The 26,662-nt window shown below is 48.6% G+C and carries 25 protein-coding genes, 1 other RNA gene and 1 pseudogene; 12 read left to right on the top strand and 15 right to left on the bottom strand.

All coding sequences use genetic code 11. The annotated features are described in order from the left end of the window. Positions 1 to 478: 478 nt before the first annotated feature. Positions 479 to 1,143 (top strand): IS1 family transposase gene (locus HV107_RS03770; RefSeq protein WP_224360164.1). Its coding sequence is split into 2 segments (ribosomal slippage): positions 479 to 695 and positions 695 to 1,143, totalling 666 coding nucleotides; the frame shifts between segments, so codons are not numbered across the junction. 45 nt (positions 1,144 to 1,188) lie between these two features. Here HV107_RS03770 and HV107_RS03765 read toward each other — a convergent pair. The 3 genes from HV107_RS03765 to HV107_RS03755 are packed head-to-tail and all read right to left on the bottom strand — an operon-like array spanning position 1,189 to position 7,239. Further along, positions 1,189 to 4,428 carry a type I restriction endonuclease subunit R gene (locus HV107_RS03765; protein ID WP_128321141.1) on the bottom strand — a complete coding sequence of 1,080 codons (3,240 nt, stop codon included), beginning with the start codon at positions 4,426 to 4,428 and terminating at the stop codon, positions 1,189 to 1,191. Positions 4,429 to 4,486: 58 nt separating this feature from the next. Continuing rightward, positions 4,487 to 5,695 (bottom strand): restriction endonuclease subunit S, encoded by a 1,209-nt coding sequence (locus tag HV107_RS03760; protein ID WP_103468898.1) that lies wholly within the window; start codon positions 5,693 to 5,695, stop codon positions 4,487 to 4,489. After that, complete coding sequence (locus HV107_RS03755) at positions 5,692 to 7,239, bottom strand: class I SAM-dependent DNA methyltransferase (RefSeq protein WP_128321142.1); 1,548 nt, start codon at positions 7,237 to 7,239, stop codon at positions 5,692 to 5,694. Before HV107_RS03755 ends, HV107_RS03760 begins: the two co-directional genes overlap by 4 nt. Positions 7,240 to 7,441: 202 nt before the next feature. On the opposite strand from HV107_RS03755, the pseudogene HV107_RS03750 reads away from it, so the two are divergent. Then, a pseudogene (locus HV107_RS03750) lies at positions 7,442 to 7,720 on the top strand (integrase core domain-containing protein); the annotation flags it as partial. 1,061 nt (positions 7,721 to 8,781) lie between these two features. Here the strand turns inward: HV107_RS03750 and HV107_RS03745 are convergent. The 3 genes from HV107_RS03745 to smpB form a co-directional block, all read right to left on the bottom strand. Then, complete coding sequence (locus HV107_RS03745) at positions 8,782 to 10,011, bottom strand: integrase arm-type DNA-binding domain-containing protein (RefSeq protein WP_169737566.1); 1,230 nt, start codon at positions 10,009 to 10,011, stop codon at positions 8,782 to 8,784. 165 nt (positions 10,012 to 10,176) lie between these two features. Beyond that, positions 10,177 to 10,539: a transfer-messenger RNA gene (gene ssrA, locus HV107_RS03740) on the bottom strand. 90 nt (positions 10,540 to 10,629) lie between these two features. Beyond that, entirely contained in the window at positions 10,630 to 11,112 is a 483-nt protein-coding gene (gene smpB / locus HV107_RS03735) for an SsrA-binding protein SmpB (protein WP_014071418.1), read from the bottom strand. Positions 11,113 to 11,268: 156 nt separating this feature from the next. Between smpB and HV107_RS03730 the strand changes: the two genes are divergently transcribed. Both HV107_RS03730 and HV107_RS03725 read left to right on the top strand, forming a co-directional pair. Beyond that, complete coding sequence (locus tag HV107_RS03730; protein ID WP_041162109.1) at positions 11,269 to 11,706, top strand: type II toxin-antitoxin system RatA family toxin; 438 nt, start codon at positions 11,269 to 11,271, stop codon at positions 11,704 to 11,706. Beyond that, the gene (locus HV107_RS03725; RefSeq protein WP_182062124.1) at positions 11,696 to 11,983 is read left to right on the top strand and encodes an RnfH family protein; all 288 of its coding nucleotides are present in this window, start codon (positions 11,696 to 11,698) and stop codon (positions 11,981 to 11,983) included. The genes HV107_RS03730 and HV107_RS03725 overlap by 11 nt, the downstream gene beginning before the upstream one ends. A gap of 100 nt (positions 11,984 to 12,083) precedes the next feature. Here the strand turns inward: HV107_RS03725 and bamE are convergent, their stop codons facing one another. The 3 genes from bamE to nadK form a co-directional block, all read right to left on the bottom strand. Beyond that, positions 12,084 to 12,422 carry an outer membrane protein assembly factor BamE gene (gene bamE / locus HV107_RS03720; protein ID WP_182062123.1) on the bottom strand — a complete coding sequence of 113 codons (339 nt, stop codon included), beginning with the start codon at positions 12,420 to 12,422 and terminating at the stop codon, positions 12,084 to 12,086. Between the two features lie 138 nt (positions 12,423 to 12,560). Next, a complete protein-coding gene (gene recN, locus HV107_RS03715) occupies positions 12,561 to 14,222 on the bottom strand; it encodes a DNA repair protein RecN (protein ID WP_182062122.1) in 1,662 nt (553 codons plus the stop codon). 85 nt (positions 14,223 to 14,307) lie between these two features. Next, positions 14,308 to 15,186 carry an NAD(+) kinase gene (nadK, locus tag HV107_RS03710; protein WP_041162108.1) on the bottom strand — a complete coding sequence of 293 codons (879 nt, stop codon included), beginning with the start codon at positions 15,184 to 15,186 and terminating at the stop codon, positions 14,308 to 14,310. Positions 15,187 to 15,308: 122 nt separating this feature from the next. Between nadK and grpE the strand changes: the two genes are divergently transcribed. After that, the gene (grpE, locus tag HV107_RS03705; RefSeq protein ID WP_182062121.1) at positions 15,309 to 15,902 is read left to right on the top strand and encodes a nucleotide exchange factor GrpE; all 594 of its coding nucleotides are present in this window, start codon (positions 15,309 to 15,311) and stop codon (positions 15,900 to 15,902) included. A gap of 52 nt (positions 15,903 to 15,954) precedes the next feature. On the opposite strand, the gene HV107_RS03700 is transcribed toward grpE, so the two are convergent. Both HV107_RS03700 and HV107_RS03695 read right to left on the bottom strand, forming a co-directional pair. Next, the gene (locus tag HV107_RS03700) at positions 15,955 to 17,241 is read right to left on the bottom strand and encodes an HlyC/CorC family transporter (protein WP_182063450.1); all 1,287 of its coding nucleotides are present in this window, start codon (positions 17,239 to 17,241) and stop codon (positions 15,955 to 15,957) included. An 18-nt stretch (positions 17,242 to 17,259) separates the two neighbouring features. Further along, positions 17,260 to 18,051: an inner membrane protein YpjD gene (locus HV107_RS03695; protein ID WP_182062120.1), complete on the bottom strand. Its 792-nt coding sequence runs from the start codon at positions 18,049 to 18,051 to the stop codon at positions 17,260 to 17,262. 166 nt (positions 18,052 to 18,217) lie between these two features. Between HV107_RS03695 and ffh the strand changes: the two genes are divergently transcribed. The 7 genes from ffh (at position 18,218) to HV107_RS03660 (ending at position 23,778) form a co-directional block, all read left to right on the top strand. Continuing rightward, positions 18,218 to 19,579 (top strand): signal recognition particle protein, encoded by a 1,362-nt coding sequence (gene ffh / locus HV107_RS03690; protein ID WP_182062119.1) that lies wholly within the window; start codon positions 18,218 to 18,220, stop codon positions 19,577 to 19,579. Positions 19,580 to 19,828: 249 nt separating this feature from the next. Further along, positions 19,829 to 20,077, top strand: coding sequence for a 30S ribosomal protein S16 (gene rpsP / locus HV107_RS03685; RefSeq protein ID WP_022649067.1), 249 nt, complete (start codon positions 19,829 to 19,831; stop codon positions 20,075 to 20,077). Between the two features lie 18 nt (positions 20,078 to 20,095). Next, positions 20,096 to 20,641: a ribosome maturation factor RimM gene (gene rimM / locus HV107_RS03680; protein WP_182062118.1), complete on the top strand. Its 546-nt coding sequence runs from the start codon at positions 20,096 to 20,098 to the stop codon at positions 20,639 to 20,641. A 31-nt stretch (positions 20,642 to 20,672) separates the two neighbouring features. After that, entirely contained in the window at positions 20,673 to 21,440 is a 768-nt protein-coding gene (gene trmD, locus HV107_RS03675) for a tRNA (guanosine(37)-N1)-methyltransferase TrmD (protein WP_182062117.1), read from the top strand. Positions 21,441 to 21,483: 43 nt separating this feature from the next. Continuing rightward, entirely contained in the window at positions 21,484 to 21,831 is a 348-nt protein-coding gene (gene rplS / locus HV107_RS03670) for a 50S ribosomal protein L19 (RefSeq protein ID WP_006178051.1), read from the top strand. Between the two features lie 132 nt (positions 21,832 to 21,963). Then, entirely contained in the window at positions 21,964 to 22,368 is a 405-nt protein-coding gene (locus HV107_RS03665; RefSeq protein WP_182062116.1) for a DUF2946 domain-containing protein, read from the top strand. Between the two features lie 39 nt (positions 22,369 to 22,407). Then, entirely contained in the window at positions 22,408 to 23,778 is a 1,371-nt protein-coding gene (locus HV107_RS03660; protein WP_182062115.1) for a PepSY domain-containing protein, read from the top strand. A gap of 3 nt (positions 23,779 to 23,781) precedes the next feature. Here HV107_RS03660 and HV107_RS03655 read toward each other — a convergent pair whose 3' ends face one another. The 4 genes from HV107_RS03655 to HV107_RS03635 all read right to left on the bottom strand — a co-directional run bounded on the left by HV107_RS03655 (position 23,782) and on the right by HV107_RS03635 (position 26,559). Continuing rightward, entirely contained in the window at positions 23,782 to 24,267 is a 486-nt protein-coding gene (locus tag HV107_RS03655; RefSeq protein ID WP_182062114.1) for an OmpA family protein, read from the bottom strand. A 13-nt stretch (positions 24,268 to 24,280) separates the two neighbouring features. Next, the gene (gene dgcN, locus HV107_RS03650; RefSeq protein ID WP_182062113.1) at positions 24,281 to 25,501 is read right to left on the bottom strand and encodes a diguanylate cyclase DgcN; all 1,221 of its coding nucleotides are present in this window, start codon (positions 25,499 to 25,501) and stop codon (positions 24,281 to 24,283) included. Next, a complete protein-coding gene (locus HV107_RS03645) occupies positions 25,494 to 26,030 on the bottom strand; it encodes a YfiR family protein (protein WP_395677025.1) in 537 nt (178 codons plus the stop codon). Before HV107_RS03645 ends, dgcN begins: the two co-directional genes overlap by 8 nt. A gap of 154 nt (positions 26,031 to 26,184) precedes the next feature. Next, positions 26,185 to 26,559, bottom strand: coding sequence for a DUF2799 domain-containing protein (locus tag HV107_RS03635; protein WP_182062112.1), 375 nt, complete (start codon positions 26,557 to 26,559; stop codon positions 26,185 to 26,187). Positions 26,560 to 26,662 lie beyond the last annotated feature (103 nt).

Genomic DNA, 26,662 nt, shown 5'->3' with positions numbered 1-26,662 from the left:
CCAGATTTTACGGTATTCAAATTTATTTTTGTTTTATTAGGGGGTATCTGATTTGGTTTGCTTAAGGTTATTCTTAACTTAATGGAACATAGGGACGTTAAGGTTATCCTATGTGATGTGGATTAACCATTTTCACAAGAATATTTATCCATATTGGAGCTAATCTGTATAAAGGAGATAATTAGAGGCTCAGATATTAATACTATAGAGAGTAATGCTATAGGATATGGAAAAGATCATGTAATATAATGGTGGTTATTAATGTTCATCTTAATTTTGGAAATTAAATGAGTAGTGTTTTTTATGAGGTTTTTTGCTGTTGATAATTCTTATTAAAATTTGAAGAGCATCCTTTAAGTTATTCGGCTTGAGGATGCTCATTTAAAATTTAAGCAGCGTAGTCTTTTTCAACAGCCAGGAAGGGGTGATGCTGCCAACTTACTGATTTAGTGTATGATGGTGTTTTTGAGGTGCTCCAGTGGCTTCTGTTTATATCAGCTGTCCCTCCTGTTCAGCTACTGACGGGGTGGTGCGTAACGGTAAAAGTACTGCCGGACATCAGCGCTATCTCTGCTCTCACTGCCGTAAAACATGGCAACTGCAGTTCACTTACACCGCTTCTCAACCCGGTACGCACCAGAAAATCATTGATATGGCCATGAATGGCGTTGGCCTCAACACGATTTTACGTCACTTAAAAAACTCAGGCCGCAGTCGGTAACCTCGCGCATACAGCCGGGCAGTGACATCATCGTCTGCGCGGAAATGGACGAACAGTGGGGCTACGTCGGGGCTAAATCGCGCCAGCGCTGGCTGTTTTACGCGTATGACAGGCTCTGGAAGACGGTTGTTGCGCACGTATTCGGTGAACGCACTATAGCGACGCTGGAGCGTCTTATGAGCCTGCTGTCACCCTTTGACGTGGTGATATGGATGACGGATGGCTGGCCGCTGTATGAATCCCGCCTGAAGGGAAAGCTGCATGTAATCAGCAAGCGATATACGCAGCGAATTGAGCGGCATAACCTGAATCTGAGGCAGCATCTGGCACGGCTGGGACGGAAGTCGCTGTCGTTCTCAAAATCGGTGGAGCTGCATGACAAAGTAATCGGGCATTATCTGAACATAAAACACTATCAATAAGTTGGGACCATTACCAAATAGTTTATATGCTAAAAATTTAGGGAATCATTTTCCTAATTCTCCAGCTAAAAGTTCAGCCTGCTTCAAAATGGTCTCTGTGGCGAGCAAGGACATATCGGGTGGATAACCATATTTTTTGAGCAGACGTTTTACAACCACACGAATTTTCGCTCTTGCCGCCTCTTTCACTGTCCAGTCCAGACTGACATTGTTGCGGATAGCTTCCGTCAGTACGACTGCCAATTCACGCAGCTTTTCCTTTTCCATTAACTCGCGTGCACTGTCGTTATCTGCAACTGCTGAGTAGAAAGCATATTCATAGGTGCTGAGATTTAACTGACTGGCAAGGCTGTCAGATTCATGAATTGTTTTAGCAAGTTTGATCAGTTCATCGATCACTTCCGCAGCGGTCAGTACCTTGTTCTGGTAGCCATTGATTGCAGAGGTCAGCATATCGATCAGTTTTTTACCCTGCGTAATACTCTGGTTCGAGCGAACCTTGATCTCATCAGAAAGCAGTTTTTTAAGCGTTTCCAGCGCAATATTTCTGTGCTGATAATCCTTCATTTCCTGGAGAAACTCATCAGATAGTACAGAGATATCCGGCTTCTGTATTCCTGCTGCGTCAAAGATATCAACAACTTTATCCGTGACCAAAGCTTGATCGATAGTCTGTTTTACCCGCACTTCGAGACTGTCATTGTGTTCTTCTTCTGATCCGTCTGAGTTTTCAGTAAATTTATTCAGACGAGCCTTCACCGCCTGGAAGAAGGCGACTTCGGGTGCTGCTTCCATTGCTTTATCATGAGGCGTTGCCAGGGCAAATGCCTGGGACATGGCAGCAACGGCGGCAAGGAAACGCATTTTCCCTTTGCCGTTATCCAGCCCTAAAATGTGGTTTTCTGATTCAAGGATAATCGTCAGGCGCTGTGAAGTCGTTGCAGTAAAGTAAGCTTTGTAATCGTAGCCATGCATCATGCCTTCCAGGATTTCCAGCTTTTCCTGCATGAGCGTTACGGCTTCTTCCTGAACCTCAGCAGGTTCTCCACGTCCACCTGCATCAGAGTAAAAGGAGAGGGCTTCTTTTAAATCAGAGGCAATGCCTAGATAGTCAACAACCAGACCGCCTATCTTATCTTTATACACACGGTTCACACGGGCAATCGCCTGCATGAGGTTGTGGCCTTTCATTGGTTTGTCGATATACAGCGTATGCATGCTGGGAGCGTCGAAGCCGGTTAACCACATATCACGCACTATCACCAGTTTCAGCTTGTCGTCGTCATCCTTCATGCGGTTAGCCAGAACCTGACGTTCTTTTTTTGTGGTGTGGTGTTTAGCGATTTCTGGTCCGTCAGCAGCAGAAGAGGTCATGACGACTTTAATCACGCCATCATTTAGATCATCGCTGTGCCATTCAGGTCTTAATTCTATGATTTCTTTATAAAGTTCAGCAGCAATACGACGAGACATGGTGACAATCATGCCCTTGCCATGATCGGCATTAGATTTTAAGCGCTGTTCAAAGTGCTGAACCATATCCGCCGCAATGGCTTTAATACGTTTTGAACTGCCAATCAGCCCTTCGATTCTCGCCCATTTAGAACGTTCTTTCTGAGTAAGTGTCAGTTCGTCCTCGTTAAACTCATCGTCGAAGTCTTCAATGAGCTGGCGACCTTCGTCACTGATGGCAATTTTGGCAAGACGGCTTTCATAGAAGATACGCACGGTTGCACCGTCTTCTACGGCCTGTGAGATATCGTAGATATCAACGTAGTTACCAAAAACAGCAGGTGTGTTTACGTCCGTTTTTTCTATGGGGGTTCCGGTAAAGCCCAGATAGGTCGCATTGGGCAAGGCATCACGCATATATTTGGCAAAGCCGTAAACGGTGCGTTTACCTGTTACGTTGCCTTCGCCGTCCTTCACGTCAACTTCTTTGGCGCCGAAACCGTACTGGGAACGGTGTGCTTCATCTGCGATAACGACAATATTGGTTCTGTCTGATAGTAGCTCATAGATATTGCCGCCGTCATCAGGCTGGAATTTTTGAATAGTGGTAAACACAACACCGCCAGAGGCGACACGCAAATAGTCTTTGAGTTCTTCCCGGTTGTTGGCCTGTTTTGGTGTCTGACGAAGTAGCTGGGTCGCGGAAGAGAACGTACCGAATAGCTGATCATCTAAGTCGTTACGGTCAGTAATCACAACAACTGTCGGATTATCCAGCGCCAGCACAATTTTCCCGGTATAAAACACCATCGAAAGCGATTTACCGGAACCCTGAGTATGCCAGACTACGCCCGCTTTACGATCTCCGGTTTTTTGCGCATTAACAAGATCTTTACTGTTACGTCCCTGCTGGCGCAGTGCCACTTCGGCAGAGGGGGAGTCCGCATTCACCGCTGAGGCACGAATAGTGGAAAGAACTGCTGCATTGACCGCGTAGTACTGGTGATAAGCCGCCATTTTTTTAACAGTACGGATACTGATAATCCCTTTGCTGTCTTCATGTTTGCTGGCCTCAAACACGATAAAGTGGCGGATCATATCCAGCAGTGTTACAGGATTAAGCAACCCCTGTAATAAAACTTCAAGCTGTGGTTGGGTACTGGTGGCTTGCGTTTTACCGTTAGCAGTTTTCCACGTCATATAACGACTGAAATCGGCAGAAACCGTCCCCGTTTTGGCTTCCAGCCCGTCTGAAATAACATTAAACGCATTGTAGGTAAACAGGCTGGGTATTTGTTTCTGATAGGTTTTAATCTGGTTATAAGCGCCCGATACCGTAGCGTTTTCGTCAGTAGCATTTTTTAGTTCAATAACGACTAATGGCAGACCGTTGATGAATAAAATAAGGTCCGGTCGGCGGGTATGGTTGCCTTCTTTGATGGTGAGCTGATTAATGACCAGAAATTCATTATTAGTGGGATCGTTAAAGTCGATCAGGCAGGCCAGCTCTCCTTGTGTATTACCATCCTTGCTGACTTCGATATTGATTCCTTCGGTCAACAGGCGATGAAAGGCCAGATTGTTTGCCATTAGTTCAGTTGTGCTGATCTGCATCATCTGTTTCAAGGCTTCCTCACACTTTTGTTCACTGAGGTGAGGATTCAGGCGTTGTAGGGCAGTACGCACCTTATCTTCAAGGATAACCTGCTGATAACTACGTAATGTATTGATTCCACTGGGTTCAATGTCCGGGCCGTAAACATATTCATAGCCCATCCCTCGCAGGTGTTCAATCGCCATTACTTCAATATCGGATTCGGTCATCTTTGCCATGCGTACTGTCCTTATTGCTGCTTAACCAGAGAGCGGGCTGTACACCCGCATAATTATTTTATGCTACTGATGCGATTGCCTCTTCTGCATACTGAACCTGTACTTCACCGCTCATTAGCTTGGGAAGTAGGGTGTTGCGGAGATTAGAGAGTGAACGTATTTGTTCTTGATTTTTCATGGTTTTTATGAATAGGGGGGACGTGATGGATGTAAAATTACTAATTCTGTGATCGCTATCATTAGGAATGCAAAACTCCATTGATCTAATCAATGATGAATTGATAGAAGTAACAATTGTTGAAGTTGTTCCAAGTGCGTCATAATTAAATGCCTTTAAAAAACAATACAAAAATTCTTTTGTTATGATTTTCTTTATTCTAAATTGTGCTATTGCTTCATTCGAAACCATGCTTTCTGATGTGATTCCAACTCTACCTACAGTCATTTTGAAACTTAAAATGACTGTATTTTCTGGTATCATGGGTATCTTAAATTTTTCAATCGTAGTTAGTGGTAAATATTCTGCTGTGCTCATTCTGTAAATTCCAGATTCAGCCATATCTTTAATTGATAGCCACTTGATATCTTTAGGATCTTTAGAGAACCAATGAGTTTCTTTTCTTGGAGGTGTTCTTCCTATAAATATATCAGAAACATCACTAAGTTTGTATGTTTTCCAATCTTCTTGTGCTTCTTCTATAAACCACTGCCTAAATAGGGTTTCAGCCATAGATTCCAGTGTTTTATTCTGGCGATGGAGCAGGTCTATTTTTTCATCAATACAGTGCAATATAGAACTTATAGTAACTTGCTCATTATAAGGTGGTAGAAATATTGGAATCTTTTTAAGGATCGATGATTTAATCCCGAAAACGGTTGTACCCGAAGCTCGTGATTCCAGTTCATACTGGCCTTGTTCTGATTGCAACCAGTATTTTAGAAATTTATTATCAAGGATGTTTTTATACCCTCTTAGGGTAATAATTCGTTGAGCAAGGGCGACATTTTTATTCTTGATTAATGCAACTTCACCCAGTGGAGCCTCTGTGGTTAAAACAACATCGTTGACTTCTGGATAGCCGCGGGTCATCCAAAGTGGATAATCCTCGACCGAAATAAATTCAGTAGCAGTGTTTAAGCGCCCATCTTTGACAATTTTGGCCGTGATGAGTGGTATACCTGAATCTTTTTTATCAGGAGTTTTTCCCCTGTAATCAATGAAATATTCAACAACTTCATCTAAATTTTTAACCACCCACTCACTCATAACACCACCTTCGCCAGATTTTCAGCGATAACCTTATTCAGACGCGCTTCTTCTTCGAGTTGTGCCTCAAACTCAGCTTTAAGAGCCGTAAACCGCTCTTTAAAGTCGAAATCGTCTTCTTCATCAGCAAGGCCAACATAACGGCCAGGAGTCAGCACATAATCAAGTTTAGCGACTTCATTGATATCGACAGATGCACAGAAACCAGCCACATCTTCGTAGTCGCCACCTTTGTTACGCCAGTTATGATAGGTATCGGCAATGGTCTTGATATCGTCGTCGGAAAGTACCTTGGTACGACGGTTGATCAAATGACCAAGATTACGTGCATCAATAAACAGAATTTCTTTACTACGATCACGATACAGGCTGCTGTTTCCACGATCACGACGCATAAACCATAATGCGGCAGGGATCTGGGTGTTCAGAAACAGTTTTGCAGGTAAGTTAACGATACAGTCAATCACATTGGCATCTTTAACCAGCGCCGCACGGATATCACCTTCGCCTGAACTTTTAGAGGTTAATGCCCCTTTTGCCAGTACAACGCCAGCCTGACCTTTTGGCGACAGGTGATACAGGAAGTGTTGCATCCAGGCAAAGTTAGCATTGCCGGCAGGAGGGATACCGTATTGCCAGCGAGCATCACCACGTAGTTGCTCACCTGACCAGTCGGAAACGTTAAACGGTGGGTTAGCAATGATAAAATCAGACTTTAAATCTTTATGAGCGTCATTAAGGAATGAACCTTCACTGTTCCACCGGACGTGTTCTGAGTTAATGCCCCGAATAGCCAGGTTCATTTTTGCCAGACGCCAGGTTGTCTGATTTGATTCCTGACCGTAAATCGAAATATCGTCAATATTGCCCTGATGAGCTTCAACAAATTTTTCAGACTGGACGAACATACCACCAGAACCACAGCAGGGATCAAAGACACGGCCTTTGTAGGGTTCCAGCATGTTAACCAGCAGGCTAACAATGGATTTTGGCGTATAGAACTGACCGCCTTGTTTGCCTTCTGCCAGTGCAAATTCACCAAGGAAGTATTCGAATACGTGGCCTAAAACGTCAGCAGAACGCGCTTTGGCATCGCCTAGTGCAATGTTGCCAATCAGATCAAACAGTTCGCCCAGCACTGTGGCATCAAGATTCTGGCGAGCATAGACTTTCGGCAACACACCTTTTAGCTGTGGGTTACCCGCTTCGATAAGTTCCATCGCATCATCAACCAGCTTACCGATTTCCGGTAGCTTGGCCTTAGATATCAGGTAACTCCATCGCGCCAGTTCAGGAACAAAAAACACGTTATAGGCGGTGTATTCGTCTTTGTCTTCCGGATCGGCTCCTGCAAATTCACCTTCGCCAGCTTTCAGCAGTTCGTAATGCGATTCAAAAGAATCAGAAATATACTTTAGGAAAATGAGGCCAAGTACGACATGCTTGTACTCGGCTGCATCAATGTTTTTTCGCAGCTTGTCCGCCGCTTTCCACAGGATGACCTCTAACGGGTCTGTTTTGATTTCTTTAGGTTTTCTGGCCATTAGCGTAACTTTGTGAAGGGGGAAGATGGCCCTATTTTGCCTTAAAGTTCCGCTTGTTACGAGCTTATACAGCGATTAATTATTATCTGGTTTTAGTGTGTTCGTTTAGCTCAGCAAGTGCAATGACTCATGGAGTAAGTGCTTTGTAGCGGGAATGTATATGTCAGATCATTGCCGTCAATGGAGCCAGTGTCGTTGGCATAATTGCTGCACAGCCGATGCCACGCTTACATTCGCCAGTTCACTGGGGGGCATCGTGTGTACTACACCAGTACGCAGTCCAGAAAGTAACGGTATGGCAGAATCGTTTGTAAAGACGTTCAAGCGGGATTAGGTGTACGTAAATGATCTGCTGGATGCAGTCTCAGTGATGGAAAAAATGGCAGAATAAATAGAGGATTATAATAATCTGCATCCACACAAGGGGTTGAACATGAAATCGCCACGCGAATATCATGATGCCATATTAGCAGTTAATTAGCTGTGTCCGTTTTAGCAGGGGCAACTCCAGTATTCAAAAAGCTTTCTTAGTGCACATACATGGGGTGAATAGGTGTACAGGCTATGACAAACCATAGCTATAATTTTTAATATTTAAAAATTCTCCTTTACAGTAAGACATTCCTTGTACATTAAATTCCATCTAAGGTTGAATTTTTAATTTAATATGGTCGCAATATAAAATGATGTGTGTGGGGTTGTTTGTAAAATGATTTTTTATTTTTGATAGTGGTAGCTAAGGTGGGGGATCTATTCAAAAATATAGATATTCAAGGTTGGTAGCGGTTTGGTTTCTTTTCTAACCGAAGGGCAGAAAAGCAAGGGGAACTCGAAGAAGCAAGCGCAGCGGCTTCGCAGAGTTAGCCCTTGCTTTAGTTATAATAATAAAAAACTGTAGTAACGGATATTCTTATATAAATATATACAGCTTCGCTTGCATTGATTTTAAAGCTTCTCTTGCAGTTCAGGAGAAGCTCCGAATGCATCGCTTCGGTAGCTTAAAGGAAGTTATATGAAAAGGCTGTTTAAATGCTTCGCTTGTATTGATTTTAAAGGCTTCTCTTGCAGCGCAGGTAGTGCTTCTAATATACATCTTCGATTGTGCAAGTGAAACCCGGTAATACATTTCTTCAGCTCAAGATTATAATGGGCTATAACAGTGAATGGTAAATATGTAGGTGTGAAATTATTATCGTGTATTGAATTTGTATTAGTTATTTTTTTAAAGGCTAATTATTTGTAAGTGAAAAATAAATTTTATTTGACAGGATTACGATGAGTTATATTTTCATTTGATTATAAGTAACGGGGGGGAATAGTATGGATTTTATTTTTTTTAAAAGTATAATGGCATTGCCAGATCTAACATTAATTATAGAAATAAATCACATCACAGACGTTGACATTATTTAAAAATGATTTATTAATAATGTATGTCATCAAGTGTTTTTGCTGATATGTATCCTGTACTATGTACAGTTTGTTATTTGCCCCATGTATGGGGATACTGGAAAGGCTACTGATTAGTAGCCTTTCGTCCCTTTAAGCAGCAAAAATTTTAAGCTGTTGCGCCAGGACATAATCTCCCCACCACTGCATGAGAGCTACTCGTTCGGTAATATATTCCGCACGATTATATGCAGCGATAATTTCGTCTTTTTTTGAGTGGGCAAGGGCCGCTTCAAGGGCATCTGTCCTGAACTTACCTGACTCTTCCGCTGCCGTTCTTGCAATAGATCGCATCCCGTGGGCAACAAGTTCACCTCCCAAGCCCATACGGATAATTGCTGCATTGGCTGTTTGTTCATGCATATGATTTAAGGGAGCCTTTATGCTGGGAAATACCCACTCGCGGTGCCCACTGATTGATTCCATAGACTTGAGTATCCGAAGAGATTCTTTGCTTAATGGGACCTTATGAGGTTTTTTCATCTTCATAAATTCAGCTGGGATGTTCCACATGCTGTTATCCATATCTATATCAGACCATCTTGCGCGGACAGCTTCACCAGGGCGAACCCATGTGAGAAGTTGCCATTCAATCAGTAGTCTTGTTTCTAAACGGACAGAAGCATTGTTCAGTGCTGCCAGAAAACGAGGGAGTTCAGAGGGGGGTAAGGCAGGCATATTCTGTTTTTTAGGCTTACTGAAACGTTGGCCTAGATTATCTGCGGGGTTAAATTCAATCAGCTCTTCTGTAGCCGCCCAACGGAAGATTTCATTCAACCTGGAAATTAGCCGCCGCAAAGTTTCCAGTACTCCCCGTTGTTCAATTGGATCAAGATGCTGTTTTAAGAGCTTGGGACGGATCTCATTGATTGGCACATTACCCAGACCGGGGAAAATATTTCGTTCAAGGCTCCGCCAGATGTCTTCTGCATGGTCTTGTGAGATGCCAGAGGTCTTTACCTTCTCATCCAACCATTTTCTCGCCACGGCTTGTAATGTGTGTTCTGTGGCATTCTTTAATGCATTAGCTTTATCGTTGTTATGGACTTGAGGGTCCGTGCCATTCGCAAGCAAGGAGAGGTATTCATCACGTAAGGCTCTTGCTCTTGCCAGGGTAAGGTGAGGGTAGGTCCCAAGGCTCATCTTGGTTCTTTTCTTGCTCACTGGCACTGAATACCTGAAATACCAATTCTTTTTCCCACCTGTTGAGAGGGGAGAGATTCGTAGAATCAAGCCATCCCCGTCAAACAAGTTGATTTCTTTGTCTGCTGGCTTGGTGTTTTTGATTTCAGTGTCGGTGAGTTTCTTCGCGATCTTTGCCATTTTGGGACCCTCGATTTTTGGACCCTTTGTCTTGGGTCCCATTTAGGGTGCCATAACTCGTGGTTCTCAGCAATTCTCACTAGACGACAATGGACGTAAAAAAGCCCGCAGAGCTTGTGCTGTGCGGGCTTAGTAGACTTTACTGAACTTCGGTACATCAATATTTGGTGGAGCTGGCGGGAGTTGAACCCGCGTCCGAAATTTCTACATCCTCGGTACTACATGCTTAGTTTGTCTTTACATTCGCACGCCAGCTGCGGACAGACACGCCACTAACGAACTAGCCTGATTAGTTTTAGCACTTCAACCCCAGGCAGGGCATCCGCGCGATCTCTTTTGGGTTTGACCTCTCTTGATCCCCGTCTTAAGAGCGGAAGCTAGGGAGAGAGGGCTCTTAGCAGGTTATTAAGCTGCTAAAGCGTAGTTTTCGTCGTTTGCGACTATTTTTTTGCGGCTTTTTACGAGGCAAACCGCCCCTCGGCATGCACCTTGGGTTTCGCAAATCCCGTCGAATCCAGAATCAGCCCCAATAGTGTTGAACTGAGTATACCAGATTTCACTTCCTGGATACCAGCCCGGAACGCTAACTTATTGAATCGCTCAATAAGTATCCTAAAATTAACGGCCTGCGTGCTTCATGATACGCGCTTTATCGACCTGCCATTCGCGATCTTTAGCATCGTTACGTTTGTCGTGCTGCTTCTTACCTTTCGCGACGCCGATTTTCACTTTGCACCAGGCGTTCTTCCAGTACAGAGACAGGGCCAGCACGGTATAACCTTCGCGATTGATGCGCCCGAAAAGGGAATCCAGCTCACGCTTGTTCAGCAGCAGCTTACGGGTGCGGGTTGGATCGCACACGTAGTGCGAAGAGGCGACCGTCAGCGGCGTAAAGTTTGCGCCAAATAAAAAGGCTTCGCCGTCTTTGAAGATCACATAGCTATCACCAATATTGGCTTTGCCAGCGCGCAGTGATTTTACTTCCCAGCCCTGCAATGCAAGACCTGCTTCGAATTCTTCTTCGATGAAATACTCATGGCGAGCACGCTTGTTAAGTGCAATGGTCGCCGAACCTGGTTTATGTGCTTTTTTCTTCGTCATAGGTGTCGTAAAGCCGTCGGTAATCTGATTTCAAAAAGTCACCTCATTGCGTCCTGTGAGGTCTAACGCGCTATATTAGCACGAGATGAGGCTTAGCGTTTTTTTAACAGGTGATAAATGTTATTATTTGTCCGTTGTGTGACCATGGAAAATGCTATGCCTCAGATTAGCCGTACTGCGCTTGTCCCCTTCAGCGTGGAACAAATGTATCAGTTAGTGAACGATGTTCAGTCTTATCCGCAGTTTATTCCGGGATGTACCGGTAGCCGGGTACTGGAATCAGGCCCGACGCAGATGACGGCGGCCGTGGATGTCTCTAAAGCGGGGATCAGTAAGACGTTCACGACCCGCAATACGCTGACCGATAATCAGAGTATTTTGATGCATCTGGTTGATGGTCCGTTTAAAACCCTGATGGGGGGCTGGAAGTTCACGCCATTGAGCGCTGACGCTTGCCGCATTGAATTCCATCTCGATTTTGAATTTACCAACAAGCTTATAGAACTGGCGTTTGGCCGTATCTTTAAAGAGCTGGCTTCAAACATGGTTCAGGCGTTCACCTCTCGCGCCAAAGAGGTCTACAGTGTCGCATAAGATTGCTGTAGAAGTGGTGTACGCGCTGCCGGAAAAACAGTATCTGCAACGCGTTTCGCTTGAAGAGAATGCAACGGTTGAGGACGCCATTCGTGCCTCGGGCTTGCTTGAGCTTCGCCGTGATATCGATCTGGCAAAGAACAAAGTCGGTATCTACAGCCGCCCGGTAAAACTGGGGGATGTACTGAAAGAGGGCGACAGGGTAGAGATTTATCGACCGCTGATTGCCGATCCGAAAGAGCTGCGTCGCCAGCGTGCGGAGAAATCGGGTAAGTAGTTTTGTTCCCCTCACCCTAACCCTCTCCCCAGAGGGCGAGGGGATAAAAGAAAACAAAAAAGGTGCTCATTGAGCACCTTTTTGCATTTCTGACGCCAGATTAGTTGGTCAGCGCAGGTTTGTTGTCGATGTTAGTCAACACACCGCCGCTGCTGAAGGTCAGCGTGAGGGTCTGCTGGGTCACATCTTCATGGCCAGGCTGCTGACGGAATACATAGAACCAGGTGTTTGTGCCGAATGGATCGGACATCATCGGGGTTCCCAGTGCATAAGCGACCTGCTGTTGTGTCATCCCCACACGGATTTTGGACACATCGTTAGGGGTAAGGTAGTTCCCCTGGTTGATGTCAGGACGGTAAACCACTTTCTCCAGAGTGGAACAGCCTGCGGTCAACATCAGAAGAACCGCTGCGGCAGCGGTCAGCGTTTTACAGCGCATAGTGATTTGATTCCTTTTCGGGCCCGAGCAGTACGCGGCTCATATGTAATATGCCGATGATAATAGACCTTGCCCCACTTTGAAACCGGTCTGGCGGCGTTTTTATTGTTCTCTATGACTCTGAGATCCCGAAAAAGTTTAGGCAGCCAGTAGTTCTTTCGCGTTAGCGAGGGTATTGCGCGTCACTTCACTTCCCCCCAGCAGGCGCGCCAGCTCCTGTAAACGCGAGCGCTTATCTAAAGGCGTCATGTGCGTTTCGGTCATTTCGCCATCAGTTTCTTTGCTGACGATAAAGTGGTGATGGCCACAGCCTGCCACCTGCGGAAGGTGGGTGACGCACATCACCTGGGTGGATTCGCCCAGCTGACGCAGTAGTTTGCCCACCACGGCCGCCGTTGGGCCGCTGATCCCCACATCCACTTCATCGAAAATGAGCGCCGGGGTTTCCATTTTACGTGCCGTAATCACCTGGATGGAGAGGGCGATACGGGACAGCTCACCACCCGATGCCACTTTAGAAATGGCCTGTAAAGGCTGACCTGGGTTTGTGGTCACGCGGAATTCGATGCGGTCCGCGCCTTCAGCTGTCAGGTAATTTTCTTCAAAGCGAACATCAATCGTGAACACACCGTGCGGCATTGCCAACGTGTGCATACTCTCGGTGATGTGCTGGCTTAATTCCTGCGCATAGTGCTGACGGATGTCGTGCAGCTGTTTTGCCGTCGCCAGCGCCTGTTGATGGTGCAGATTCACCGCCAGCGTTAAGGTTTCTTGCGAGTCGGCCTGGTCGTCAAGCTGCTGCTGTTCATCCAGCAGGCTCTGATAAAAGTTTGGCAGCTCTTCCGGTGACACATGATGTTTACGCGCCAGCGAAATCTGGCGAGAGATGCGTTGTTCAAGTTCAAACAGACGATTAGGGTCGAGATCCAGGCGCTCACAATAGTGACGCAGTTCGTCCCCCGCCTCTGAAATCTGGATGGCGGCCTCTTCCAGCATATCCAGCACGCTGGAGAGTTTGCTGTCCATGCCTGCCAGCTCGGTAACTAACTGGCGTACGTTATACAGCTGGCTTTGCAGGTTAACGTCTTCGCCATCCGCCAGCAGGTTCAGGGCGTTTTGGCTGGTTGAGAGCAAATGGCCGCTGTTGGCCAGGCGCTTGTACTCATCGTCGATTTGCTCGAATTCCCCTGGCAGCGGATTAAATTCGTTCAGCTCTTTCAGTTGATATTCAAGCAGCTCGGCGCGCGCGGCGCGCTCCTGGCTCAGCTGCTGGTGCTGGGCAAGCTCACGGCAGCTCTGGTGCCACTGGCGGTAGTGTTCTGCCATCAGTTGAGTAAGTGCATACTCACCCGCGTAGCCATCGAGCAGGGCTTTTTGCTGCTCGGGCTTAACAAGCTGTTGGTGGGCGTGCTGGCCGTGGATCTGAATCAGTAACTGGCCGAGCTCGCGAAGCTGGGAAAGCGGTACGGCCGTGCCATTGATGAAGCCACGTGAGCGGCCATCACTGCTGATCACACGGCGAAGTAAACACTCACGTCCATCTTCAAGCTGGTTCACTTCCAGCCAGCGCTGAGCGGCGGGGGTGTCTTTCAATGAAAAGCGGGCGCAGAGATCGGCGCGGTTAGCGCCAGCGCGCACCATGTCGCCTTCTGCACGCCCGCCCAGGCACAAGCCGAGAGCATCAATGGCAATGGATTTACCAGCACCGGTTTCCCCGGTGATAGCCGTCATGCCACTGTGGAAGTCGATTTCAAGTTCACGAACAATGGCGAAGTTGCTGATGGTCAGTTGTGCCAGCATAATTGTTTTCCTGTATGAAAAACCATAACTGTGTTTTCATACAGTATAAACTGGTTTTATATACAGTAAAGTGCTGGATGCAAAATCAGAACAATTTTTTTGACCAGCCGAGCTTAGAGCTTAATGTATTGAAATAGCTGTAATCTTTTGGGTGGATCAGATTCAGGTGGTAATCGCAGCGGCGGATTAACACGTCTTCACCTTCCTGTATAGGCAGCGCGATTTGGCTGTCACAGCTGATCTCCAGGTCGTTGCGGCGATGTGAAAAACGCAGGCGAATGGTGCTGCTGCCGTTGATGACCAGCGGGCGGGCAGAGAGCGTATGCGGGAACATTGGCACCAGTGTGATGGCATCCAGCGACGGCGTTAAAATGGGGCCGCCCGCAGAAAGCGAGTAGGCGGTAGAACCCGTCGGCGTGGAGATAATCAGCCCGTCAGAACGCTGAGAGAACGCAAAGATCTCATCGATATAGACTTCGAATTCAATCATATGCGCCACTTTTCCTGGGTGGAGAACCACTTCGTTAATGGCGGTGCTGATGCGTTTCTGGCAGTCCTGCTGGCACACCTGCGCTTCAAGCAAAAAGCGTTTCTCGCTGATATAGTGGCCTTCCAGAACGTCGGCAAGCTGTTGCTGGGCATTGTCCGGGTCGAGATCGGTCAGAAAACCGAGGTTGCCACGGTTAATGCCGATAACTTTGATATCGTAGCGCGCCAGGGTACGGGCCGCGCCCAGCATGTTGCCGTCACCGCCGACCACGACGGCGAGATCCGCCTGCTGCCCAATTTCCGCCAGCGTACCGGTTCTGACGCTCTTAAGCTGTAGCTCCTGCGCAATTTGCTGTTCGACCATCACGTCATAGCCTTTGGCGCACAGCCAGCGATACAACATTTCATGTGTCGTCAATGCGGTAGGGTGACGCGGATGCCCGACGATCCCAATACACTTGAAATGATTATTCATTTTCTGGAGGTCCTTGTGCCTAATGAATGATGACAATCTGTCTTGTTCCCTTGAATCCCGGAAACTGATCCCCATAATAAGCGAAGTTAGCGAGATGAATGCAGAAAAACGCGGAGAAATTCATGAGTAGTAAAGAACAGAAAACGCCTGAGGGGCAAGCCCCGGAAGAAATTATCACGGAACAGCACGATGAAGTTGAGGCCGTAGAGTCAGCAACTTCTGCTGAGCAGGTGGACCCGCGCGATGAAAAAATTGCGAATCTGGAAGCCCAGGTTGTAGAAGCACAGAATCGCGAACGCGATGGTGTGTTACGCATCAAAGCGGAAATGGAAAACCTGCGTCGTCGTACCGAGCTGGACGTTGAAAAGGCGCATAAGTTTGCGCTGGAGAAGTTTATCAACGAACTGCTGCCGGTTATCGATAGCCTGGATCGCGCGCTGGAAGTGGCTGATAAAGCTAATCCGGATAACACTGCCATGATTGAAGGTATCGAGCTGACGCTGAAATCCATGCTGGATGTGGTACGTAAGTTTGGTGTTGAAGTGATTGCCGATACCAACGTGCCGCTGGATCCAAACGTTCACCAGGCAATTGCTATGGTGGAATCTGAAGACGTTGAAGCCGGTAAAGTGTTGGGCGTGATGCAGAAAGGTTACACCCTGAACGGCCGTACCATCCGCGCTGCTATGGTGACGGTGGCGAAAGCGAAAGCGTAATTTGCCGCCCTGTAGTGCCGGGTGGCGGCTTCGCCTTACCCGGCCTACAACGTTACTCAGCGATACTTTCGCGCAGTGGTTTCACGGGCAGGATTTTCACCTGCTTAATCATATTGTCCTGCACGTCCAGGATATCAATATCGTATTGCTCAATGCGTACCCGCGTGCCTGCCGCCGGGATTTCTTCCAGTGCTTCCAGAATCATTCCGTTCATGGTGCGGGCTTCGTCTTCTGGCAGGTGCCAGTTAAAGGCTTTATTGATCTCACGGATGTTGGCGCTGCCATCAATTAGCACTGAGCCGTCGTTCTGCGGGGTAACTTCCTCTGCCAGCGAGGGTGACATTGAGGTGGTAAAGTCCCCGACAATCTCTTCGAGAATATCCTCTACCGTCACCAGCCCCTGAATATCGCCATATTCATCAACAACCAGCCCGACTTTCTTCTTATTGCGCTGGAATTTCACCAACTGAGTGCTGAGCGGCGTGCCTTCTGGCACATAGTAAATCTCGTCAGCAGCGCGCAGCAGTATCTCTTTGGTAAACTCGTTTTTTTCGGTCATCAGACGGTAAGCTTCGCGTACACGCAGCATACTGATGGCATCGTCCAGCGAATCGCGGTACAGCACGATACGACCGTGCGGAGAGTGCGTGAGCTGACGAACAATAGCTTTCCAGTCGTCATTGATATCGATACCGACGATTTCGTTGCGCGGCACCATAATGTCGTCAACGCTGACCTTTTCAAGATCCAGCACCGACAGAAGCATGTCCTGGTTGCGGCGGGAAATTTGCGAGCGGGATTCGTTCACGATGGTGCGCAGCTCATCTTTGCTGAGTGCGCTGCTAATGGTGACGTCCGCTTTGATGCCGACCATGCGCATCAGAATACGCGTCACCATATTCAGCAGCCAGACCAGCGGCATCATCAGGATCAGTAAAGGGGCCAGCAGGAAGCTGCTCGGGTAGGCGACTTTCTCCGGGTAAAGCGCCGCGATGGTTTTTGGCAGCACTTCGGCAAACACCAGTACCACAAACGTCAGTACACCGGTGGCAATCGCCACACCGGCGTTACCGTACAGGCGCATCCCGACGATAGTGCCCAGTGCTGAGGCGAGGATATTGACCAGGTTGTTACCGATGAGGACCAGGCTAATCAGGCGGTCCGGCTTACGCAATAGCTTTTCTACACGACGTGCGGCGCGGTTACCTTGTTTAGCGCGGTGACGCAACCGATAGCGGTTCAGCGTCATCATGCCGGTTTCCGAGCCCGAGAAATAGGCAGATATGACCACCATGATGATCAGCGTGACGATCAGCGTGGTGGTAGAGATGTGTTCCAGGGGGAACTCCTTTGTTACTTAGCCAGCAAATTGCTGTATGAAGCGGCTACCGAAATAGGCAAGTGTGAGTATGCCTGCACCCGCAACGTTGAACCAGACTACGCGGCGACCGCGCCAGCCTTCATGATAATGGCCCCATAACAGGACAATATAGACAAACCACGCAATGATGGAGAGGACGGCTTTGTCGATATTCTCCACGCTGAAGAGGTTTTTCATATAAAACAGGCCAGTACAGAGTGTTAGCGTCAACAGTACAACCCCGACCTGGGTGATGTGGAACATTTTACGTTCGATGACCATCAGCGGCGGCATTTCATGGTTGAAGGCCAGCTTTTTGTTTTTCAGCTGGTAGTCAATCCAGGCCAGCTGCATTGCGTACAGCGCGGCAATAATCAGCGTGGCATACGCGAACAGCGACAAACCAATATGCACCAGCATTCCCGGCGTAGCTTCCAGGTGGGTAATGAACTCATTGGGCATAAAGGTGGCTAAGGCCAGATTGATCAGCGCAAAGGAATAGACAATCGGCAGCAGCAGCCAGCCACGGTTTTTGGATGCCACTATGGTCATTACCGTACAGATCATCAGGCTGACCAGCGATCCGACGTTAAGTACGCTCAGGTTTTGCACGCTGCCATCGCCGGGAATAATGCGCGATTCCAGCGCAAAAGCGTGGCATATGAGCGCGATCACCGCTGAAAGAATGGCCATACGCCGCCAGCCGCTGTTTTTTTGCAGCAGGCCAGGAATGATCAGCGCGAGGCTGACAGAGTAGGCAACAAGGGCGATCAGTGCGAAAACAGGCATATAGGCGTCGACAGTCGTCTTAATAATAAAGAGAAGCAGTATAACGTTACGTGACGCGTGCTCCAACCGTTGCATAACAACAAAGCCGCCTTCATGTTATACTCCGGCAAAATTCTGTGTATGTGTCGCTAATGCGACCCAACGTTTCTACCTCAGGCGAGAGACAATGTTTGATAATTTAACCGATCGTTTGTCGCGCACGCTGCGCAACATCAGCGGCCGCGGACGCCTCACCGAAGAAAATATTAAGGAAACGCTGCGCGAAGTGCGTATGGCGCTGCTCGAAGCAGACGTTGCGTTGCCTGTCGTGCGTGATTTTATCAGCCGCGTTAAAGAAAAAGCGGTTGGTCACGAAGTTAACAAGAGCCTGACCCCGGGTCAGGAGTTCGTCAAAATCGTTCGTACCGAACTGGTTTCGGCGATGGGCGAAGAGAACCAGGTGCTTAACCTGGCGGCCCAGCCACCGGCAGTTGTGCTGATGGCTGGCCTGCAAGGTGCAGGTAAAACCACAAGCGTGGGTAAGCTGGGTAAATTCCTGCGCGAGAAGCACAAGAAAAAAGTGCTGGTTGTCTCTGCGGACGTATACCGCCCTGCGGCAATCAAACAGCTGGAAACCCTGGCAGAGCAGGTTGGCGTGGATTTCTTCCCGTCTGACGTTGCCCAGAAACCTGTCGACATCGTGAACGCTGCGCTGAAAGAAGCGAAGCTCAAATTCTACGACGTGCTGCTGGTGGATACCGCCGGTCGTCTGCACGTTGACGAAGCGATGATGGACGAAATCAAGCAGGTTCATGCTTCTATCAATCCGGTAGAAACTCTGTTTGTTGTCGATGCCATGACCGGCCAGGATGCGGCGAATACCGCAAAAGCCTTCAACGAAGCACTGCCGTTAACCGGCGTGGTGCTGACGAAAGTGGACGGTGATGCGCGTGGTGGTGCGGCGCTTTCTATTCGCCATATCACCGGTAAGCCAATTAAGTTCCTCGGCGTGGGCGAGAAAACCGAAGCCCTGGAGCCGTTCCACCCAGACCGTATTGCCTCACGTATTCTCGGCATGGGCGATGTGCTGTCGCTTATCGAAGATATCGAGAGCAAAGTAGACCGTGCGCAGGCCGAGAAGCTGGCCAGCAAGCTGAAAAAAGGCGACGGTTTCGACCTGACCGACTTCCTTGAGCAACTGCGTCAGATGAAAAACATGGGCGGCATGGCGAGCCTGATGGGCAAACTGCCGGGCATGGGCCAGATCCCTGACAACGTAAAAGCGCAGATGGATGACAAAGTGCTGGTGCGTATGGAGGCCATCATCAACTCGATGACGCTGAAAGAGCGCGCTAACCCGGACATCATCAAAGGTTCCCGTAAACGCCGTATCGCAGCAGGATGTGGGATGCAGGTACAGGACGTTAACCGTCTTCTGAAACAGTTCGACGACATGCAGCGCATGATGAAGAAAATGAAGAAAGGCGGTATGGCGAAGATGATGCGCGGCATGAAAGGGATGATGCCCCCAGGATTCCCAGGCCGCTAAGCGGCCTGGCTTGTTTGCCATTTCGGCACCGGGGTGTGCTCGCCATCCTCACGTACTACGTGTACGTTCCGGTGGCTGCGCGCACGCCGGCACCGAACTGACTGCACCGCCGACGGCCTTTTCTGGCAGACTTCGCAACTGCTGATTGCATTTTCCGCAGAAATCAGTAAAATTTTCGGGCTTTTAATATGACACCCGGGCTCCGTTCCTCGATGGGGCCCGGTTGTTTTATTCACACAAGAGGATGTTATGGTAACTATTCGTTTAGCACGTCACGGCGCTAAAAAGCGTCCGTTCTACCAGGTTGTTGTTACTGACAGCCGTAATGCACGCAACGGTCGCTTCATTGAGCGCGTTGGTTTCTTCAACCCACTGGCCTCTGGCGCAGAAGAAGAAACTCGTCTGGATCTGGATCGTATCGCTCACTGGGTTGGCCAGGGCGCTACTGTTTCCGATCGCGTTGCTACGCTGATCAAAGCAGCAAACAAAGCAGCTTAATCTGTCACGGTGGTCATGATGAGCAAGCAACACACCGCACCAGTACCTGTTGAACCGATCGTATTGGGGAAAATGGGTTCTACTTACGGTATCCGTGGTTGGCTCAGAGTGTTTTCCTCCACTGAAGACGCCGAAAGCATTTTTGATTACCAGCCCTGGTTTATCCAGAAAGGCGGTAAGTGGGAAGAGGTCGAGCTGGAAAGCTGGCGTCACCACAATCAGGATATCGTTATCAAGCTGAAAGGCGTTGACGATCGCGATGCCGCGAATCTACTGACTAATTGTGAAATTGTCGTTGATTCGTCGCAGTTGCCGAAGCTGGATGATGGCTACTACTGGAAAGACCTTATTGGCTGCCAGGTAGTGACCACTGAAGGTTATGGTCTTGGTAAAGTCATTGATATGATGGAAACCGGATCAAATGACGTTCTCGTCATCAAGGCAAACCTGAAAGATGCATTTGGCATCAAGGAGCGGTTGGTTCCGTTCCTCGATGGACAGGTTATCAAGAATGTCGATCTCACTACTCAAACCATTGAAGTAGATTGGGATCCTGGTTTTTAAATTCTCCGGATAAACGGTAAAAGACGGCGCTATGTGGATTGGCATAATTAGCCTGTTTCCTGAAATGTTCCGCGCGATTACCGATTACGGGGTAACTGGCCGGGCAGTAAAAAATGGCCTGCTGAGCATCCAGAGCTGGAGTCCTCGTGACTTTGCTCATGACCGGCACCGTACCGTGGACGAACGTCCTTACGGCGGCGGACCGGGGATGTTAATGATGGTGCAACCTTTACGGGACGCCATTCACACAGCAAAAGCCGCGGCAGGTGAAGGCGCAAAGGTGATTTATCTGTCACCTCAGGGACGCAAGCTTGATCAAGCGGGCGTGAGCGAACTGGCGACGAATCAAAAGCTGATTCTGGTCTGTGGTCGCTACGAAGGGATAGATGAGCGCGTAATTCAAACCGAGATTGACGAAGAATGGTCTATCGGCGATTACGTTCTCAGCGGTGGTGAGTTACCAGCGATGACGCTGATTGACTCAGTTTCCCGGTTCATTCCGGGTGTACTGGGCCATGAAGCTTCGGCAACAGAAGATTCTTTTGCCGATGGATTGCTGGACTGTCCACACTATACTCGTCCTGAAGTGTTAGAAGGGATGGAAGTACCGGCAGCGCTACTGTCTGGAAACCATGCCGAGATACGTCGCTGGCGTTTGAAGCAGTCGCTGGGCCGAACCTGGCTTAGAAGACCTGAACTTCTGGAAAACCTGGCTCTGACTGAAGAGCAAGCAAAGTTGCTGGCCGAGTTCAAAACTGAACACGCGCACCAGCAGCATGAACATGATGGGAATGCGTAATACGCTCCCGAATATCAGTTTACCCAGGATAAGAGATTAAATTATGAGCAACATCATTAAACAAATTGAACAAGAGCAGATGAAGCAGGACGTACCTTCCTTCCGTCCAGGTGACACCGTGGAAGTGAAAGTATGGGTTGTTGAAGGTTCCAAAAAACGTCTGCAGGCATTCGAGGGCGTGGTTATCGCTATTCGTAACCGCGGTCTGCACTCTGCATTCACTGTTCGTAAAATTTCCAACGGCGAAGGCGTTGAGCGTGTCTTCCAGACTCACTCTCCGGTAGTTGACAGCATTGCTGTTAAACGTCGTGGTGCTGTACGTAAAGCTAAACTGTACTACCTGCGTGAGCGTACTGGTAAGTCAGCTCGTATTAAAGAGCGTCTGAACTAAGATTCGCTTAAGCGACATCCTGTTAAAAAGGGCTGGCCGAAAGGCTGGCCCTTTTTTTATCTCAACGCATCTCTCGCGTTAACCCTTTCGTCATAAATCATTTACAATGTTTGCCTCTTCGGTGGAGGGTAAGTGGATAACACACTGCATCAGCACAACTGGAAACGCGCAGCGGCATTGACCGCGCTGTTTGCGATCCTGCTGATCGTGGTGGCGCCGCTTGTCTCCGTCTCGTTGCAAAAAGATCCCATGAGCGCGATGCCGGGAATGCATCATGATATGAGCATGATGTCGATGGATGAACATCATGGCGATATGCAGCACACCATGCCGGTCGATCATGCTGAAGCGTGTGGTTACTGCGTACTGTTAGCCCATGTCCCGGGTATGATGCTGGCGCTGATCGTCCTGCTCAGTGTGGTGATGCAAAGACTGCAGGTAAAGCCGCCTCGTCAGGCGGTCAGTCACTGGCACTTTTTCCCCTGGCTTTATCCTGATACTCGCGCGCCACCGCGCTGGTCTGCTTTTTCCCTTTAAAAATAAATTCGATAACTTTTTGCCTTAAAAAGGAAAAGTATGACCACCTGCACTCCGCGCGCGGCATGGGGAAACCTGCTGCGTCGACTCCATTTCTATATTGGGCTGTTTGTCGGCCCGTTTATCTTCTTCGCGGCCCTGACCGGCACGCTGTATGTGGCAACGCCGCAGCTGGAAAATGTGTTGTACCGGCACGCGCTTCACACGGATGCTGTGGGGGAACCGCAGTCGCTGGCGGAACAAATTGCCGTGGCAGAAAAAACTGTGGGCCCGGAACTGAGACTGCATGCCGTTCGCCCTGGACTGACTGAAGGTGAAACGACCCGTGTGATGTTCGCCGACCCTTCGCTTGGGTCATCAGAGAATCGGGCGATTTTTATCGATCCTGTCAGCCTTGAAGTGCGTGGCGATCTGACGGTATACGGCACCAGTGGAATTCTGCCACTTCGTCAGACTATTGATTATCTGCATACCTCGCTGATGCTGGGTGATACCGGACGGCTTTACAGCGAGCTGGCCGCTTCATGGATGTGGGTTGCCGCACTGGGGGGAATTGCTCTGTGGTTTTATACCCGGCCAAAGCGACGCATCAATAATCGCTTCCAGAACCGTCGACGCCTGCATGTCACGCTCGGCTGGACCTTGCTGGGCGGGATGTTGCTGTTCTCGGCAACCGGGCTGACCTGGTCGCAGTGGGCAGGGGGGAATGTCGATAAACTGCGTGCTGAAATGAACTGGCTCACGCCGCAGGTTAACACCCAGCTTTCCGGTGCGCCTCAGCAGATGGATGAGCACGCTGAGCATCACGGTCATCATGGCGGAATGATGATGCCAGAGATGGATATGGATCTGACGCAGTTTGACGGTGTGTTGGATGCCGCCAGAAAGGCAGGAATCGATGCCAGCAAGCTGGAGATCCGCCCGGCCAAAGTAGCTAATCAAGCCTGGACGGTAACCGAAATCGATCGTAGCTGGCCGACACAGGTAGATAGCGTGTCGGTTGATCCCCATTCCATGCAGGTCCTGGACAGAACCCGGTTCGACGATTTCCCGCTCATGGCCAAGCTGACCCGCTGGGGTGTGGATTTCCACATGGGGATTTTGTTTGGTCTGGCAAACCAGCTTTTGCTTATCGCTTTTGGTCTGGCGCTCTGCGTGCTGATCATTTGGGGATACCGCCTGTGGTGGATGCGTCGTCCTGCGCAGTCAAGCGCAAACCCGGTTCAGACACTCTGTCAGAGCTGGCTGGCGTTATCGCTTCCTGCAAGGTTAGTCACTGCAGTTATGAGCATACTGCTGGGACTGGCGCTTCCGGTGATGGGAGGCAGTCTGTTGCTGTTCATTTTGTTTGACTGGCTGCGCTGGCGAGCGGCCATAAATGTGTTGCTCGCCGAATCATCCGTTAAATAATGTCTATGGCGTGCTGATGACTACTGCTACGCGGCGGTTTTCAGCACGACCTTTCGATGTACTGTTGCTGGACACCGGGTATTTTTTACCTAACCCCTGGGTGGTGAGATTACTGCGCGGGATGCTGGCACCTTTTGCCCAGCTGTCGGCAACGACATTGGCTCGTTTTAACGATAACGCTTCGTTATAGCTATCTTCACCGTAGTTGTCGGTGTGTCCATCCATGCGCGCATGAGTTAAACCGGTCGCAGCCAGACGTGTTGCCATTGTCTGGATCTGTTTTTCACTCTCAGGACGCAGTTGCGCTTCATTTTTGCCGAACAGAATAGTGTCTGAAAGTCCCAGTGACCAGTCGCCATTGAGTTCATTGAAGCCATATGACTTCATGGCGGCGATTTGCTCTGCAGTGAATTTTCCTTGTGGCGGCGTCTGACATCCTGCCAGAACCATTGATGCCAGTAAGAGCGGTGCGAGGTATCGCTTTAACATATCGTATTCCTTTCTAGGATATTGTTTTTGAACGCTGATTTTTAACCTGGTACATATTGCGGTCGGCTTGCTCCAGTAATGCTTCCACCGAAGCATTTTCCCACGCCAGAGCAAAGCCAATGCTGAGTGACATTGACGCTGTGTGCCCGTTATGCAAATCGAACGGGCGGATAAACTGCTGCGACAGCGCAGAACAAATGTGTTGGACATCGGGTTCTGAATGTACGCCGTACAGGATCATTGCAAATTCATCGCCGCCAAGACGGTACGATTGATGGCGGTTTTCCCCGAACTCAACCATTCTGCTGGCGACCTCAATTAGCACGCAGTCGCCTGCGGCATGTCCCCATGTATCATTGATAAATTTAAAGTTATCGCCATCCAGGAAAAGCAGCGCAGAGTTCATTTTTGCGGAGGGGTCATTCATTAATGCCGCAATACTGTTGCGAAATGCCGCCCGGTTAGCCAGACCCGTTAACGGGTCGTGCATTGCGGTACGCAGCAACTGTGCATTTTTGGCCTGGAGCTTCAGTTGCCACTCTTCCATTTCGTCCAGCAGGCTGTTGAAGTCCTCACCAAAATGATGGAACTCTTCGATCCTGCCCTCTTTTACCCGGCGGGAGAAATTACGGTTGGTGCGTACGTCGTGGACGACATCGGTAATATTTTGCATCGCTGTGACCATGCCGTGATGCAGGGAGCGGGTAATGGTTAATGCCACCAGAGAAGCAAAAAGAATGCAGCCTGTGAGAACGGCAAACGACATCCAGATAAAGTGGCTGATAAGACTGTCGCGCGCCGTAAGGCGAATTTCACCAATCTTATTTCCGTTATGCATAATGGGCTGCGCGACAGGGTTTGGGAACAACCAGCGGCTGACTAACGCACCCAGCGTATCCGTATTGTCTTCAGGGTTCCATGACCACCAGGCAAAACGTTTTTCATGAATATTGAGGACTTCTGCCACCGCAAATTGCCCCTGTTTGCCGAGGGTGGCGAGTGTTTCATTCGCGGCCAGTGAGTCGTTGAAAACCAGTGAAGCTTCAAGGCTGTGGCTCATGGTTGCGCCGGTTAATTCGAGATTTTTTTGCGCGTATTGTTTTAACGTCACGACGGAAGCAAAACAAAGCAACAGCCATATAAACGTCATTGTTATTATGACGCTTATCATGCTGATACGCCTCAACGTTCTTTTAAACGTAGGACGTGGAGCTGAAGTGAAATCCTTATTCATGCTTCGAATTCCGTGCAAGCATTAATACATCTGGACTGACTCTCACACCACTACGAGACAGTGCATCCAGATTTACGGAAAACCTAACCCGGTCGTCCTCTATAATGAGACAAAATGCGCTTCCAATAACACATTCCGGATTCTGTTCTGAGATTAATAGCAACGCTCGGCCCTGATACTGACTTATTAAATCAAGCTGTTGGGCAGGGGATTCAGTCCCAAAATATATAGCGTCGCACATGGCTGCCAGTGCTTCCTGATCGTTACGCACGATAACAGGAGTATAAGGTAACTCACTATGCCCATCTGTGTGGCTGAGTGTGTGCGCGTAGTGCGATGTGGCGTAAACACAGAGTTTTGGCTGGCCGGAAAGTGCTGGCCATCGGGTATAACTTACAATACCCGATACAATTAAACGCACCGATTTATCGGTCTCCGTTAGCGTTCCGGCAACCGTTGCGCCCGCAGTAAGCAGCAGTATCAATGCCAGAGTTAGTCGGTACAAAGAGATCAAGAATGAAATTCTCACCAGAAACCGCCATACCGCTCTGGAAATAGATGTCCTTAAGAGTTGTCGGCAGAATACCATTGTTTGTCAAAGCCGTCATTATGTCAGAAATGCAACTGGGTTGACTTAGGTTAAATCTCACAGTTTCATTTATTACGATGGTAAAAGATAAAAATCAATTAAGCCGACTGGCCTTCATGCTTTCATCCATCCCTTGTTGCCAGGCATCGTGAAGTTTGGCTGCATTCTCTACGGTGTCGCAACTGGCTGGAAATGATTTTCCTGCTAAACCCCATGCATGAATAAAACCTTCTTCACAAACTTTCTTCTGACCCTCCGCATAACCGCGGAGATATTCACTACGATCAATTTTCGGGTCGTTAAAATTATCGGCCAGCGCCTGATTATCTTTAACCGGTACGCCGTTCATGGCGTCTTCTTTTCCCGCGCCAAACCAGTCAGGACTTGTCCAGTCGGGCTGGAAGGTGTAGGGATTGATCTGGCAGCCTGATAAAGAAAGGACCAGTAGCGCTAACGCGATTGAACGCATAGACATTCTCCTTTTTCCTTCAGCATAGCCTGGCATAAGATAAGTAGGGTGTAATTTTTAGTTTACGATTTTATCGGCTGATTTTTGCAATAAATTGGTTGTT

Origin of the sequence: Enterobacter sp. RHBSTW-00175 (genome assembly GCF_013927005.1) — a bacterium.
In the GTDB taxonomy this organism is placed as follows: Bacteria; Pseudomonadota; Gammaproteobacteria; order Enterobacterales; family Enterobacteriaceae; genus Enterobacter.
The sequence above is the reverse complement of the archived record's forward strand: the minus strand, read 5'-3'. Positions and strand labels throughout refer to the sequence as shown.

Coding starts and splice junctions, on each gene's coding strand:
- ffh (WP_182062119.1), top strand. CDS start 18,218: ATGTTTGATAATTTAACCGATCGTTTGTCGCGCACGCTGCGCAACATC.
- recN (WP_182062122.1), bottom strand. CDS start 14,222: ATGCTGGCACAACTGACCATCAGCAACTTCGCCATTGTTCGTGAACTT.
- trmD (WP_182062117.1), top strand. CDS start 20,673: ATGTGGATTGGCATAATTAGCCTGTTTCCTGAAATGTTCCGCGCGATT.
- dgcN (WP_182062113.1), bottom strand. CDS start 25,501: ATGAATAAGGATTTCACTTCAGCTCCACGTCCTACGTTTAAAAGAACG.
- rplS (WP_006178051.1), top strand. CDS start 21,484: ATGAGCAACATCATTAAACAAATTGAACAAGAGCAGATGAAGCAGGAC.
- HV107_RS03760 (WP_103468898.1), bottom strand. CDS start 5,695: ATGAGTGAGTGGGTGGTTAAAAATTTAGATGAAGTTGTTGAATATTTC.
- rimM (WP_182062118.1), top strand. CDS start 20,096: ATGAGCAAGCAACACACCGCACCAGTACCTGTTGAACCGATCGTATTG.
- HV107_RS03660 (WP_182062115.1), top strand. CDS start 22,408: ATGACCACCTGCACTCCGCGCGCGGCATGGGGAAACCTGCTGCGTCGA.
- HV107_RS03755 (WP_128321142.1), bottom strand. CDS start 7,239: ATGGCCAGAAAACCTAAAGAAATCAAAACAGACCCGTTAGAGGTCATC.
- HV107_RS03765 (WP_128321141.1), bottom strand. CDS start 4,428: ATGGCAAAGATGACCGAATCCGATATTGAAGTAATGGCGATTGAACAC.
- HV107_RS03695 (WP_182062120.1), bottom strand. CDS start 18,051: ATGCCTGTTTTCGCACTGATCGCCCTTGTTGCCTACTCTGTCAGCCTC.
- nadK (WP_041162108.1), bottom strand. CDS start 15,186: ATGAATAATCATTTCAAGTGTATTGGGATCGTCGGGCATCCGCGTCAC.
- bamE (WP_182062123.1), bottom strand. CDS start 12,422: ATGCGCTGTAAAACGCTGACCGCTGCCGCAGCGGTTCTTCTGATGTTG.
- rpsP (WP_022649067.1), top strand. CDS start 19,829: ATGGTAACTATTCGTTTAGCACGTCACGGCGCTAAAAAGCGTCCGTTC.
- HV107_RS03745 (WP_169737566.1), bottom strand. CDS start 10,011: ATGGCAAAGATCGCGAAGAAACTCACCGACACTGAAATCAAAAACACC.
- smpB (WP_014071418.1), bottom strand. CDS start 11,112: ATGACGAAGAAAAAAGCACATAAACCAGGTTCGGCGACCATTGCACTT.
- HV107_RS03655 (WP_182062114.1), bottom strand. CDS start 24,267: ATGTTAAAGCGATACCTCGCACCGCTCTTACTGGCATCAATGGTTCTG.
- HV107_RS03635 (WP_182062112.1), bottom strand. CDS start 26,559: ATGCGTTCAATCGCGTTAGCGCTACTGGTCCTTTCTTTATCAGGCTGC.
- HV107_RS03730 (WP_041162109.1), top strand. CDS start 11,269: ATGCCTCAGATTAGCCGTACTGCGCTTGTCCCCTTCAGCGTGGAACAA.
- grpE (WP_182062121.1), top strand. CDS start 15,309: ATGAGTAGTAAAGAACAGAAAACGCCTGAGGGGCAAGCCCCGGAAGAA.